The sequence below is a fragment of the Fibrobacter sp. UWEL genome (genome assembly GCF_900142535.1).
Taxonomy (GTDB): Bacteria; Fibrobacterota; Fibrobacteria; order Fibrobacterales; family Fibrobacteraceae; genus Fibrobacter.
In genome coordinates this window covers 22,263-34,496 of record NZ_FRBE01000006.1, presented here as the reverse complement: position 1 = coordinate 34,496, position 12,234 = coordinate 22,263, and the positions used below count along the sequence as shown (strand labels likewise).

The following is a 12,234-nucleotide window of genomic DNA, read 5'->3' as shown; positions in this document are numbered from 1 at the left end:
TTAAGCCTCCTTTTGTGCATCGCTTGCACATGCCGCCTGCTTGTAGGGCAGGGCGGACTCAATCAAATCTTGTACTTCATCCCTCAATTCGGCCATGGGTTTATCGGCATAATCCTCAGGCTTGATGAGGGGATGGATGACCACCTTGATCTGGCCCGGATAAATGGCCCACTTGACCTTTGGCAGTATTTTATTTACATCTATTAATGTAATTGGTAAAATGGGAAAATGGTACTCTTTCGCCATGCGGAATATACCATTTTGGAATTTCAGCAGGTGACCGTCTACGCTGCGGTGTCCTTCGGGGAAAACGGACATGTTGTAACCCTTTTCCAGACGGCTGTTGACCATCTTGCCCATGCCTGCGTTCTTACGGGGGTTGGTGTGGACCGGAATGCATCCGATGGCGCTAAGCATTGTGCCAAACACGGGTGCCTTCCAGAGGGCCGCCTTGGCAATGAAAATCGTGGGGGAGACGGCTAGCCACAGGACGCTAATGTCCATAAAGCTGGTGTGGTTAGCCACCATGACAAAACCCTTCTTTTCGGGAATGTTTTCTGCCCCTTCCACTGCGATGTCGATGCCGAACAGGCGATGAACCTTTGGCAGATAGAAAACGCAAATCTTGGTGATGTCACTCCATTGTCTGCGGATAAAACCCTTATAGATGAGATAAGGGATCCCGATGACGCACATACCCCCGAAAACGAGGACGTAATAAAGAATTGCAAGTAAAAAACGCATGAAGTTCAATCCTAATTCAAGGATAATCTATATAAAAAAAGCCCGCGGGAACACAATGCTTGTGATTAAAAAAGTTTGAAAAATAGGTCGGACAGGTTATATTAAAAAAGATGACTCTTTCCAAGGAGATGCCTATGTCAAAATGCAGATATTGCAATTCTTCCAGCTATGGTTCTGGCTGCCCTTATAGCCCGACAAAAAAGCATGAACACAATGATGATTCCTCTCATTGTGAGTTTTGTGGTTCGTCTAGCTATGGATCAGGTTGCCCTTACAGCCCGGTCCGCGTGCATCGTCATGGACGTGGTGCAAAATGCATTTGGTGCGGTTCGTCAAGTACCGGTTCCGGCTGTCCGTATAGCCCCACTCGAATGCATGAACGTTAATGTTTAAACAAGAAAGTCCGCATGAAGCGGACTTTTTTTGTGATTACTTAATTTTCCAGTTCAGCTTCTGGCCGGCTGCTAGGGGGACGACTCCGTTGACGATTTCGGGAACGATCCAGGATTCCTTCACTACTTCAATCTGCTGGGTGGTGCGGGGCAGACCGTAGAAGTCTGCGCCGAAACCTGCGATGAAGTTGGGGAGCTTATCCAGGGCGTTTGCGTTTTCGAATTCCTGAACCAGGAGCGGGATTGCTACGGGGGCGCTGTAGACGCCAGCTGCCCCGCAAGGACATTCCTTTTTACCCTGCTGGTGCGGGGCAGAGTCCGTGCCCAGGAAGAACTTGGGATTGCCGCTGAAGGCGGCTTCTCGAATGGCGGCACGGTCTTCAGGCCTCTTTGGCAGGGGCTTGCAGAAATGATGAGGCCTGAGGGCGTCTCCAATGACGTCATCCAGCGTCATCATCAGGTGATGAACGGTAAAGGTGGCTGCCACATTGGCGGGAAGGCGCTTCACTGCCTCCACTGCCTTTGCGCTGGAAAGATGCTCGAAGACAATCTTCAGCTTGGGGAACTTTTCTGCCAGAATTTCCACGCGCTTGATGAAGGCGGGTTCACGATCCAGGCAGAATTCGCCCGGTTCTTCGCCGTGAACGCACAATACGAGACCAAGCTTTTCCATCATGGCGACAACCGGGAATACGGCTTCAAAATCGCTAATGCCATCGGCGCTGTTGGTGGTGACGCCTGCGGGATAGTACTTGCCGGCGACCACGCCTTCTGCCATCATATCCTTCAGGTCCTGTTCTGTGTAGTTGGGATTCAGCTTGAAGGTCATGAGAGGCTTGAAGTCCGGACGGACTGCAGCGGCGGCATCCAGAATTTCCTTCTTATACTGGGCGATAGATACTGCGGATGTCATTGCAGGAACTGTGTTGGGCATGATGATGGCGCGGCCAAACTGGCCCACCAGATCACGAACGTAACCGGGCATCAGGTCGCCCTGACGAAGATGTGCATGGAAATCGTCTGGTAAAGGTAAGAACATAGCTTGAATGAAGAATGAAAGGTGAAAGATGAAAAATGAAGGGTGAAATTAATGGAGGGCGGAGGATTGCTGGGTGCGCATTTCGCGGAACAATTCTCTAGAAATTTCACTATCGGATTCAACCCAGTAGTCAAAGCTTTCGGGTGCGGTCAAGACTTTTCGATGGAGGAAGCAGATATTGCAGTTCAGTTCCTTGGCCATCAAAAGGTCGTGGGTCACGATGATGATGGTGGTTTTGAACAGAGTACGCATGTTGTCAATCAGCGGTAGCAGGTTGCGTCGGTTGTAGTTGTCCAGACCTGCGGTTGGTTCGTCCATCAGCAGCAACTTCGGGTCCATTGCCCAGGAGCGGGCGATGGCCACACGCTTCTGCATACCTACAGAAAGCTGGTGAGGGAACAAATCCGCTTCGTCACGGACTCGCATCAAGTCCATGGCCATGTTAATTTTTTCGTCGATTTCCTCGGGGGAACCCATGCGGTGGTAACGGAGGGGCAAAGCAATATTGTCTCGAACCTTCAGGTTGGAAATCAAGGCTCCGTTCTGGAACACTAGACCCACCTGGCGTTTCGCCACTTCCAAAGCGGTTAATCGTTCCGGGGGGATGTATTCACCGAAATAATAGATGTTTCCTCTGGAGGGTCTTACCAGACCTGCGATAATTCTCAGGAGGGCGCTCTTACCCTGGCCAGAACCACCGCCAATACACAAGGTCTCGCCCTTTGTCACCGTAAGGTTTGCCCCTACGATCAGCTCATTCTGAGGGTCGTTTTCATCCTTGCTGAAAAATTCTAAGGCGCGGGGTTTCGAAAAGAACGTGCCCGCTAGGTCCTTGTATGCCAGGTGAATATCTTCCAGTCTTAGTGCTTCGTCAAACATTAGATGAGGTTGTTAATGTTGTTCATGTAGTCGACAAAATAGAAGATGGAGAGAATCACGTCAGCGCACACAATGTAGAGGAAAGACTTAATCACGGAACGGGAGGTTGCCTTAGGAACCTGTCTCACGTCACGGGGAATGTTCAGTGCCTGGTAGCAGGCGTTGGTGGTGACAATTGCACCGAATACAATGGGCTTCAAGATGATGAAAATAAAATCACTGATGGAAATCGCCTTGATGATTTCCGTAGTCATGTAGCTCCAGGTCAACTGCAAGTTCAGTGCGTTACCTGTCAAGAGAATGGCTCCCTTTGTTGCCAGGAATCCGACTCCAAGTGCGGTAGAACTGAAAATGATGTTCATGAACACCATGGCGATACAACCGCCAATCAGACCCGGCATCACGAGAAAGCGGATGGGGTTCACGCCCATGGTGGCCAGGGCGTCCACCTCGGAGTTGATCACCATACTTCCAATATATGTGGTCAGGGAGGACCCGCTTCGACCCGCAATTAAGAACGCGGTAAGAATGGGGCCAAGTTCACGAATGATCACGATGACCAGCATGTCACCGATAATATCGGAAAAGCCCATCTTGCCCATCATGGTCATGACTTCAATAATGACCGCGGTTCCAAACAAGGTGGCCACCACAAACAGCACGGGAAAAATTTCCACACCCGTAAAGAAGGTCTGGGCGATGACGTTTCTTGCATCGGTCTTGAAGTTTCGATTCTTGGAAAAAATGCTAGAGATTGCACGGCAAAACAGTGTAAACTGCTGACCAAGGGGGCGTCTCAGGATAAACATGCCAAGACCGTGGAAGATTCTTCCCGGCAGGCTAAGCTTGAAACGTTTTTTGGTCTGTTGCGTCAGCATAATTACTTAAGTGCTTCTAGGATGTCTTCCCAAAGATAGTCAAGTCCAATTTTTTTGAGGGAGCTGACGCAGAGCGGGTCGGCATCCAAATCGAAATTTTCGCGGATTTTCTTCATTCCCTGGGCCAGTTCGGTCTTGTTCACCTTATCCAGCTTGCTGGCGATGATCAAAACGGGACATCCGGATTCGCGAATGCTTTCGACGGTCTCGATGTCAATGGCGTGACCGCCGTGGCGGATATCTACCAGATAGATTAGACCCTTCAGGTCCTGGCACTTCTCCACGTATTCGCGGATGAAGTCGGACATTTCGTCGCGCTTGTTGTTGCTGACCTTGGCGTAACCTACGCCCGGAAGGTCCACCAGATAGAATTTCTTGTTGACACCGAAGAAGTTGATTTCGCGGGTCTTACCCGGAGTGGAACTGACTTTCACCAGGTTCTTGCGGCCCATGAGAGCATTCATGAGGGAAGACTTGCCCACGTTAGAGCGACCCAGGAATGCTACCTGGGGGAGGCGTTCCTCGGGAAGTCCCTTCAAGCTGGTGGCTGCCTTTACGAATTCGGCGGAGGTAATCTTGAAGTTGCCGATTTGGACTACAGCTTGGGCAGTCTGCACTTTAGGCGGTCTAGCTTTTTTACCCTTCAGCTTGGGGGCCATGGGATGTAGCGTCTTGGCGGGCTTGGCAATTTCTGTCATAAGGATACTCTCCCTTCGAAAGCTCGTAGCATGGTGACTTCATCAACAAATTCAAGTTCGCTGCCCATGGGAATACCGCGGGCCAGGCGGGTACGCTTTACGCTGGTATTCTGGAGCATGCGGTCAATCATGAGTGCGGTACTGTCCGCTTCCGGACTGGAACCTAAGGCGAGTACCAGTTCCTCGATGCCTTCGTCCTGAATGCGCTTTACCAGGAGGGGAAGGTGGAGCTGCTCCGGACCGATGCCGTCCAGCGGGGAGATGACACCGCCCAATACAAAGTACAGCCCCTTATGGACGCCAGAGCGTTCAAAGGGGATAATGTCGGAACTCTTCTCGACGACGCAGATGGACTTTGCTCCAGTTCGTCCCTTGCAGGTCTCACAGATTTCTTCATCTGTAAAAGCAAAGCAGTTGGGGCAATGATGGACCTTGGTGACGGCGCTAATTAGGTTGTCCGCAAAACGTTCCACGTCATCCTTGCGCTTGGATAAAATATGGTAAGCCAGACGTCGGGCGGTTTTCTGCCCGATGCCAGGAAGGCTTGCAAATTCCCCAATAAGGGTGACGAGGCTCTGCGGTTCTGCGTTCATCTGTTAGTTCTCGGCCCAGCTGTAGGATTCGGTAATGCTGTACTTCAATTGAATAGCGGAAATGCTCAGCTCCGTAACGATGGACTGGATTGCCTGGCTGTCATCCAGTTCCACGGCGTCTGCCAGCTGGAGGAGCTGTCCCAGACGTCCGGTGCGGTTCAGCAGGGCTTCCTGCATTTCATCGTCGGTAGGTGCGTCGGGAAGGATGGTTTCCAGCGGGGCACGGACCAACGCGTCCATACGGCTGAGCAGACCCACCATAAATGCCTTGGCGCAGAAGTCGTCGTTTTCCGGATCCATCTCCCGGGCCAGGGTTTCCAGGAACTTGGCTCGATGGCTGGCGTTCTGGAATAGGGGCGATGCCTGAGGGGTCATGCCCAGCTCGGGACGTGCGTACAGCATGAGCATCAACCATTCCTGAATGTTCCTCATGCCCACCCAGACGATGGCGTCCTTTACGGTTTCAATTTTACTGTGCTTGGTATCCGTGTTGGAGTTGACGAAACGCAGCAGGTTGGTGGCGATGTCCTGATTCTTGTTCAGGTTGTCGCACAGGTCTTCCAGAGAAGGGCGGGAGCGCAACAGCAGAATCAACTGGAGGATTGCTGCGGAGGTTGCGTCGATCTTGCGGCCAGTGACCAGTTCCGGCTTGGCGAAGAAGAACCCCTGGAAGTAATCGTAGCCTGCATCCTGACAGCGCTTGAAGGTAGCTTCGTCTTCCACCTTTTCTGCCAGAAGTTTGATGTCCAGGACCTTAAAGAATCCTGCGGCCTTGGTCATGTCTTCCAGGCTGTTGTCCACCACGTCCATTTTCACATAGCTGACGTAAGGGAACAGAGGCTTGAATCGCTGTATAAAGTCTTCGTTAAAGATGAAGTCGTCCAGGGCGATTTCAAAACCCAGGGCCTTGTATCTCTGAATGGCCTTCACAACGGCTTCGTCCACATCCACGTCTTCCAGAACTTCCAGCACAAAGCACTTGGGGTTCAGGAGTCCGAACAAATTGTCCAGCAGCATGTTGCGGCTGCAGTTGACAAACGCCTTGTTGTTGCCAATGAGACGCTGGATACCGATGTTGTTCAGTACGTTTTCCAGCACCTGGGCTGTTGCTAGGACGTCGCTGGCAATAATCGCCGTATCGCTGGTCGGAGAATCTCTGAACAGCAATTCATAGGCGAAAATCTTCCCGTCCCGATCAAGGATGGGTTGGCGGGCTAAATAAGCGAGTGATTCCATTAAATGCGAGCGGACTTGATACCGAAGAGCAGGATGCTGCGTGCACCTGCGTCCCACAGCTTATCCATGATGGCGTTGGCATCTTCCTGGGGCACCATGGCCTTTACGGAGTACCAGTCGCGACCGTGGAGCTTGGCGACGGTAGGAGCGTCCAGACCCGGGGTGAGGGCTACGGCCTTGTCCAGCACTTCGGCGGGGCAGTCGTATTCGATCATCATGTAGGACTGGGCAACCAGCTTACCCTGGATTCGGCGAATCAGAGTGTTGACTTCTTCAAGATCGGTCTTCTGGGGGTTGCAGTAAAGGGCTGCATTGGAGCGGAACAGCGGTTCGCCGATAATGCGGAGGCCTGCCTGCTTCAGAGTAGTACCGGTTTCCACAACGTCTACGATAGCGTCGGCAACGCCCAGGCTAACGGAGATTTCCACGGCACCTTCCAGAACCACAAAGTTCATGGGCTTCTTGTAGTAAGCTTCCACGATGTTGGGGAAGGAGGTGGCGATGGTGGAGTTCTTCAGTTCTTCCAGAGACTGGATGGGGCTTTCGTTAGGAACTGCGGCACACATCTTGGAGGCGCCAAAGGGCAGGTCCAGAACCTTCACTGCCGGGCTCTTTGCTTCGGCGTTGAAGTCGATGCCGGTAATGCCAGCGTCGATGATGCCGCGGCCAACGTACATAGGAATGTCGCTGGGGCGCAGGAAGAAGAATTCGATACCGTTCTTGGTGTCGATCTGAGTCAAAGTCTTGTAGGGCTTGGATGCCTTGTAACCGCAGGCCTTCAGAAGTTCCTGGGTGGGTTCAAAGAGCATGCCCTTATTCGGGAGAGCTACCTTAATCATAGTTTAGCGTACACTTCTTCGAGGGTGAGACCTTTTTCTGCCATCATGCAGGCTACATAGTATAGAACCTGGGAAAGTTCCAGGCACTGGTCGTCGCGAGTTTCGTAGCGAGCAGCCATCCAGCTTTCGCCGGCTTCTTCCACCAGCTTCTTGCCGATGCCGTGAGCACCCTTCTTAAAGAGTTCAGTGGTGCTCTTGCCTTCGGGCATGGTTCTCTTGCGTTCGCAAACCAGCGCGTAGATTTCTTCAAACGTCATAATTGACCTCGTTTAGTTATTTCTATACGAGACGAAATTTAGAAAATCCGCAGGATGGGGTCGCTTGTGATTTTGCGATTTAGTCCTTATAATAGTTCCATTGAGTGTATGGGGTTGGTTAATCCCATTCCCTCAAAATGGTTGTGGCTCCGTCATGGGGCATTTGCTCCGGGTAATCCTTTTCGTTTCTAATGTTCTTTTCTCTCTGGATTCGATCGGTCTCGTCGTTTTCCATATCGTAGAACCTGCTGAATATCCCAGTCTTTGTATCGATTACCCCATGCATATGCAAGTGGTCTCTGTACATGACGACTTCCTGGAATCTTTTGGCCATATGAACCTCCTTTAGGGATACTCATATAAACTAAATGTTCTGAAAATGGGTGGGGTCGCTTTGAAAGCGACAGCGTTCTGGGGACGGAAATAAGCTTTAAGAACAAAAAACAACCCGTCCTTTACAGGCCGGGCTGTTGCCAAGTTTTTTGCGGTTTGTTTTAGAACTTTGAGATTTTTCCGCTGGAAATCATCTTGCCGTTCAATTTCACCTTTACCATGTAGGTTCCCTTAGGTAAGAGTTCCTCATGGACCTTGAATATGGATTCGCCTGCAGGTACGTCGGCGGAATGCCCGACACGCATGTTGCCTAGCATGTCGAAGTAATAGACTTCGGCAAAGCCCGCTGTTGCTGTACGGAGAACTCCGGTATGGACGTTGTAGCTGTTGATTCCCTGAACCTTGGCGGCTTCTATCGCAGTTGGACCTTCAATGTGATCACGATAGAGACAAATGTCCGCTTGGTCGAAATAGAACAGGTCTATGTTGGGGCCGCCCAAGGCAGAAGTAGATGTCAGCTTGATTACGTTCTTGCCTTCCACAAAGGTCACCTTCACTTCTGTTTCCGCCCAGTTGGTCCAGCCATCCGTGGAGCTGAATTCAATTTCGCGAACGTCCTCGCCATTGACGGACAAGGTCATATTACGTGGGTCTGCGCCGCCGTTTGCAAAGCGGATGGTTACCACGACATCTCCGGCTTTCTTGGAATACAGTTCCCATGTGCCGTAGCTTCCAACTGCGTTGTCGGAATTGAAGTAACCGCTATCCAGCCAACCTGCATTATATTCTTCATAAACGCCCTGCATATCGTCCGGTACCGCGGCGTTCACTTCGGAAGGATAGTTCGTTGAAACTGTCGGCTTGCCGCCCTCGCTGCTGGAGGATTCCTCGGGTACATAGACACTGCTGGAAGATTCTGGAACGGAGGGGTCCGTGACCACAATCTGACCCGAGAGAGATGCTGCGTCACCAGTACCGCCAACAGTTGTAGCCGTAAAGGCGAACGTGCCAACTTCCGTAGGAGTGCCGGAAATATAAATCTTCTTGTCGGTGGTATTAAGAGTTGCTGTCACGCCTTTAGGAAGGCCTTCTACCTTAACGCCTGTGCAGTTGGTGTAAGCGTAAGCGAAGTCAGCGATGGCGGTGCCTAACACCACCGTCTGGCGGCTAGATCCAGCGCCATTCTTTGTGATGGTTGCGGCCGGCATGACCACTTCACCAGAGGTAGATACGGTGTAAATATCTGGCTGCTTCAAATTTTTCACCATATCCGGCAGGTAGTAACCTGCGTGAGGCGGCTGGTTATAAGCCACATTCTGCCAAGCAACGCTTACACGGTACTGTGAATCATGAAGCAGTGTATATAGGCGAAAATCAGTCTTTACCGGAGTAGAGAAAATGGTCAACAAGGAAGGGTCTGCGCTGGAGCGTGCAATAAATTCTTCGCGCCAGTCACCGAACAGGTCCGCAGAAATACAAGGGTTGGCTTTTGTTGAATTATTCAGGGTGGAACTATTTACGTTGTAGAAACTGAAATAGCGGTCCACTGCCTTGGAAGTAGAATTCCACTTTTCAATCTTGCCACCGCTGCCGCCGCTACCTGTGGCGTCCAACAGTTCATCCTGCAGGTCGCCATCAAAATAAATGCGGAAATTGACAGAAGGCTTGTTGGTGCCAAGCAGTTCGCCCTTGACGGTACGGACGCCACCGCTTGTACCTGACCACATTTCAAAACCACGATTTGTTGAATCAATATCTGCGGCAAGACCGCGGCCGTTGTCCACGCCGTCGCCGGTTTGTTCCGTACCCCAGATTACCTTGCCATCGGGGCCGCGAAATTCTTCGGAATACTTGTTTTTCTTTTCTTCGTGAACACTGTAAACTTCAAGACCTGTACGATCCGGATCCATGTCGGAAAGATGCATGGCATCGCCGTGACCAAAGCCGGTGCGATACAGCAAGGTTCCGTCGGCTTTCAATGCTCCAGAACCGTAAACGATTTCATCCTTGCCATCGCCATTGATATCGCCAACGGAAAGATTATGATTGCCTTCGCCATAAAGGCCCTGGCCTGAAGTGGTTGCGGAATACTGCCAGCGGTTTACCAGCTTTCCATTCTTGAAATCGTAGGCGGCAACGAATGCCTGGGTATAATAACCTCGGCACATGATCAAGCTGGGGTGTTCCCCGTCCAGGTATGCAATTGCTGCAAGCATGCGGTTGTCTCGATTGCCATAAGTGTCGCCGGTAATCTTGCCACGGGCGGGCCAGTAATCGATAGTATGAATTGCGGCGCCAGTAGTTCCGTTGAACACCGTCAGGAATTCATTACCACTCATAATGGTTCCGGTAGAGGTGCGGTAGTCCTTGGACGCGTCGCCAATAACCTTTCCTGCACCGTCAACGGTTCCATCGCTGGTCTTTGCGGCAATTTCTGCAATGCCGTCACCATCCAGGTCATAGACCATGAATTGGGTGTAGTGAGCGCCTGCGCGAATGTTGCGACCAAGATCAATACGCCACAACTTTTGTCCATTAAACTTATAACCATCCAGATATACGTTGCCTGTATAGCCGGACTGTGAGTTGTCCTTGGAATTGCTGGGATCCCATTTCAAAATGAATTCCAGTTCACCATCACCATCCAAATCACCCACGCTCATGTCATTGGGCGTGTAACTGCATGTGGTGCCGTCTGGCATGGTCAAGTCCTTAGGAACATCCACAGAAAGATTGGCGTAGGGGAAATAGGTGTTGCCAAACTTATAGGTTTTATCGTACACGAAAGATAGACCCTGGGCCTTTCCCTCCACTCCATCCACCACGGGGGCGACCGTATAAACGGAAGTTGCCTTGCCGGAGGCATCCAGATAATTGGTTGCCTGGGTTCCACTCACTGTGGCGATTTTAGTGCCGTCGCGATAAAGGTTGAAAGCGGTCGTCGGTTTTTCGGTGCCCAAAAGGCGCCAGCTTACCAGCATTCCGCTATTGACATTTGCAGCCACCAGGCCTCGGCTCAGATTTTCCATCTGTCTAGCCGCATTTACCTGCGTAGCCAAACCAAGCCCTAGCCCAAAGGCTAAAGCGGTCTTAACGAATCCATATCCCATAAACACACTCCAATTGGGACTTTGGTCCCTAATGATTACAGGAAATCTACTCTTTTTTATAGAATTGTGCTTCTTTTGGAGTGAATTTTTGTTGTCTTGGGACAACGACTGGGCTGGCGATATCCCGTTGCCAATCAAAACTGCGTGGACAAAACAGCGCCCTTGTGGTCGTCATAGGCGATGGGGACGATGATGAACTTTGGGGCTTCGCTCAGGATGACACGCGGAAATTACATCTGTTCCTTGATGAGGCCCACAATCTTTGCGATTGCAACTTCGGGATCCAATTCCGTGTCGCCGCCGGCAGCGCGAACGTGGCCGCCACCGCCAAAGTTGCTGACCACCTTGTTTACGTCTACGAAGTAGTTGGAGCGGAGGCTGATTTTGTACTTGCCGTTGACGGGATACAGGAAGACGGTGACTTCGGTGCCGCTGACTTCACGGAGGGTGTCCACCACGGTGCCCATTTCAAAAGGCTTCACGTCGTAACGTTCCATGTCGGCGGGGGTGACGTAGGAATAAACCACCTTGCCGTCCAAAGCTAGCTTGGATTTTTCCAGGGCGAAGCCGGTAATGAGCGTCTGCTTGTAGCTGCGGGTGTAGTAAGTTTCGTTGACGATCTTTGCGAAGTCGCAACCCTTGTCAATGAAATCGCCCACGGCGTTCATGGTGCGCTTGCTGGTGCAGCTGAACTTGAAGGCGCCTGTATCGTGAACCACGCCCAGGTACATGCAGTTGGCAGCGTTCTTGCTGATCTTATCCTTGTTCAGCTGGTAGAACAGAACTTCGCTGGCGGAACTTGCTTCCGGTTCCACGATGTTCACGTTACAGAGGTTCAGGGGATTGCTAATGTGATGGTCGATATTGCAGGTGAACTTTGCCTTGGCCAAGCATTCTGCGCCCTTGGCGCCGCAACGTTCAAAGCTGGGGGTGTCCATCAGAAATGCCAGGTCGATTTCGCGACCGTCGTATTCCAGCTGGGTCTTATCCGAACCGTTCAGCAGGCGGTAACTATCGGGGAAACCTTCCACAAAGACAGTGACGTCAATTTGGGGGTAGTTATCCTTGATGTAGTTGTAGAGACCTAGGGTAGAACCGATGCAGTCTCCGTCGGGGCGGACATGGCCAAAAATTGCAACAGTGCTAGCCTTTTCAAGCATTTCGTCAATCGTCATAAAAACCTTCTTTTTGATGATATATAGAAAATTGTATTTTTAGAAAAAATAACTGAGGACT

13 protein-coding genes are annotated in these 12,234 nt (G+C 51.2%); 1 reads left to right on the top strand and 12 read right to left on the bottom strand.

Annotated features, from left to right (window positions below; genetic code table 11):
• The gene (locus BUB59_RS05395) at positions 1–744 is read right to left on the bottom strand and encodes a lysophospholipid acyltransferase family protein (protein WP_073226654.1); all 744 of its coding nucleotides are present in this window, start codon (positions 742–744) and stop codon (positions 1–3) included.
• 134 nt (positions 745–878) lie between these two features.
• Between BUB59_RS05395 and BUB59_RS05390 the strand changes: the two genes are divergently transcribed.
• Positions 879–1,130, top strand: a complete 252-nt coding sequence (locus tag BUB59_RS05390) for a hypothetical protein (protein WP_143160244.1) — start codon at positions 879–881, stop codon at positions 1,128–1,130.
• A gap of 43 nt (positions 1,131–1,173) precedes the next feature.
• On the opposite strand, the gene pyrC is transcribed toward BUB59_RS05390, so the two are convergent.
• From pyrC to BUB59_RS05335, 11 genes are all read right to left on the bottom strand, one after another.
• Positions 1,174–2,175, bottom strand: a complete 1,002-nt coding sequence (gene pyrC / locus BUB59_RS05385) for a dihydroorotase (RefSeq protein WP_073226647.1) — start codon at positions 2,173–2,175, stop codon at positions 1,174–1,176.
• 48 nt (positions 2,176–2,223) lie between these two features.
• Positions 2,224–3,054 (bottom strand): ABC transporter ATP-binding protein, encoded by an 831-nt coding sequence (locus BUB59_RS05380; protein WP_073226644.1) that lies wholly within the window; start codon positions 3,052–3,054, stop codon positions 2,224–2,226.
• The gene (locus tag BUB59_RS05375) at positions 3,054–3,932 is read right to left on the bottom strand and encodes an MlaE family ABC transporter permease (protein ID WP_073226636.1); all 879 of its coding nucleotides are present in this window, start codon (positions 3,930–3,932) and stop codon (positions 3,054–3,056) included. Before BUB59_RS05375 ends, BUB59_RS05380 begins: the two co-directional genes overlap by 1 nt.
• Before the next feature lie 2 nt (positions 3,933–3,934).
• Positions 3,935–4,630 carry a ribosome biogenesis GTP-binding protein YihA/YsxC gene (gene yihA / locus BUB59_RS05370; RefSeq protein WP_234979955.1) on the bottom strand — a complete coding sequence of 232 codons (696 nt, stop codon included), beginning with the start codon at positions 4,628–4,630 and terminating at the stop codon, positions 3,935–3,937.
• Positions 4,627–5,223: a recombination mediator RecR gene (gene recR, locus BUB59_RS05365; protein ID WP_073226628.1), complete on the bottom strand. Its 597-nt coding sequence runs from the start codon at positions 5,221–5,223 to the stop codon at positions 4,627–4,629. The genes yihA and recR overlap by 4 nt, the downstream gene beginning before the upstream one ends.
• 3 nt (positions 5,224–5,226) lie before the next feature.
• Positions 5,227–6,459, bottom strand: coding sequence for an EAL and HDOD domain-containing protein (locus tag BUB59_RS05360; protein WP_083540185.1), 1,233 nt, complete (start codon positions 6,457–6,459; stop codon positions 5,227–5,229).
• On the bottom strand, positions 6,459–7,298 hold the full coding sequence (hisG, locus tag BUB59_RS05355) for an ATP phosphoribosyltransferase (protein WP_073226625.1): 840 nt from the start codon (positions 7,296–7,298) through the stop codon (positions 6,459–6,461). The genes BUB59_RS05360 and hisG overlap by 1 nt, the downstream gene beginning before the upstream one ends.
• On the bottom strand, positions 7,295–7,555 hold the full coding sequence (gene hisE / locus BUB59_RS05350) for a phosphoribosyl-ATP diphosphatase (protein WP_073157733.1): 261 nt from the start codon (positions 7,553–7,555) through the stop codon (positions 7,295–7,297). Before hisE ends, hisG begins: the two co-directional genes overlap by 4 nt.
• 118 nt (positions 7,556–7,673) lie before the next feature.
• Entirely contained in the window at positions 7,674–7,889 is a 216-nt protein-coding gene (locus tag BUB59_RS05345; protein WP_073226622.1) for a hypothetical protein, read from the bottom strand.
• A 160-nt stretch (positions 7,890–8,049) separates the two neighbouring features.
• The gene (locus tag BUB59_RS15340) at positions 8,050–10,998 is read right to left on the bottom strand and encodes a rhamnogalacturonan lyase family protein (RefSeq protein ID WP_073226619.1); all 2,949 of its coding nucleotides are present in this window, start codon (positions 10,996–10,998) and stop codon (positions 8,050–8,052) included.
• 230 nt (positions 10,999–11,228) lie between these two features.
• Entirely contained in the window at positions 11,229–12,173 is a 945-nt protein-coding gene (locus tag BUB59_RS05335; protein ID WP_073226615.1) for a DHH family phosphoesterase, read from the bottom strand.
• Positions 12,174–12,234 lie beyond the last annotated feature (61 nt).

Coding starts and splice junctions, on each gene's coding strand:
- BUB59_RS05395 (WP_073226654.1), bottom strand. CDS start 744: ATGCGTTTTTTACTTGCAATTCTTTATTACGTCCTCGTTTTCGGGGGT.
- BUB59_RS05390 (WP_143160244.1), top strand. CDS start 879: ATGTCAAAATGCAGATATTGCAATTCTTCCAGCTATGGTTCTGGCTGC.
- pyrC (WP_073226647.1), bottom strand. CDS start 2,175: ATGTTCTTACCTTTACCAGACGATTTCCATGCACATCTTCGTCAGGGC.
- BUB59_RS05380 (WP_073226644.1), bottom strand. CDS start 3,054: ATGTTTGACGAAGCACTAAGACTGGAAGATATTCACCTGGCATACAAG.
- BUB59_RS05375 (WP_073226636.1), bottom strand. CDS start 3,932: ATGCTGACGCAACAGACCAAAAAACGTTTCAAGCTTAGCCTGCCGGGA.
- yihA (WP_234979955.1), bottom strand. CDS start 4,630: ATGACAGAAATTGCCAAGCCCGCCAAGACGCTACATCCCATGGCCCCC.
- recR (WP_073226628.1), bottom strand. CDS start 5,223: ATGAACGCAGAACCGCAGAGCCTCGTCACCCTTATTGGGGAATTTGCA.
- BUB59_RS05360 (WP_083540185.1), bottom strand. CDS start 6,459: ATGGAATCACTCGCTTATTTAGCCCGCCAACCCATCCTTGATCGGGAC.
- hisG (WP_073226625.1), bottom strand. CDS start 7,298: ATGATTAAGGTAGCTCTCCCGAATAAGGGCATGCTCTTTGAACCCACC.
- hisE (WP_073157733.1), bottom strand. CDS start 7,555: ATGACGTTTGAAGAAATCTACGCGCTGGTTTGCGAACGCAAGAGAACC.
- BUB59_RS05345 (WP_073226622.1), bottom strand. CDS start 7,889: ATGGCCAAAAGATTCCAGGAAGTCGTCATGTACAGAGACCACTTGCAT.
- BUB59_RS15340 (WP_073226619.1), bottom strand. CDS start 10,998: ATGGGATATGGATTCGTTAAGACCGCTTTAGCCTTTGGGCTAGGGCTT.
- BUB59_RS05335 (WP_073226615.1), bottom strand. CDS start 12,173: ATGACGATTGACGAAATGCTTGAAAAGGCTAGCACTGTTGCAATTTTT.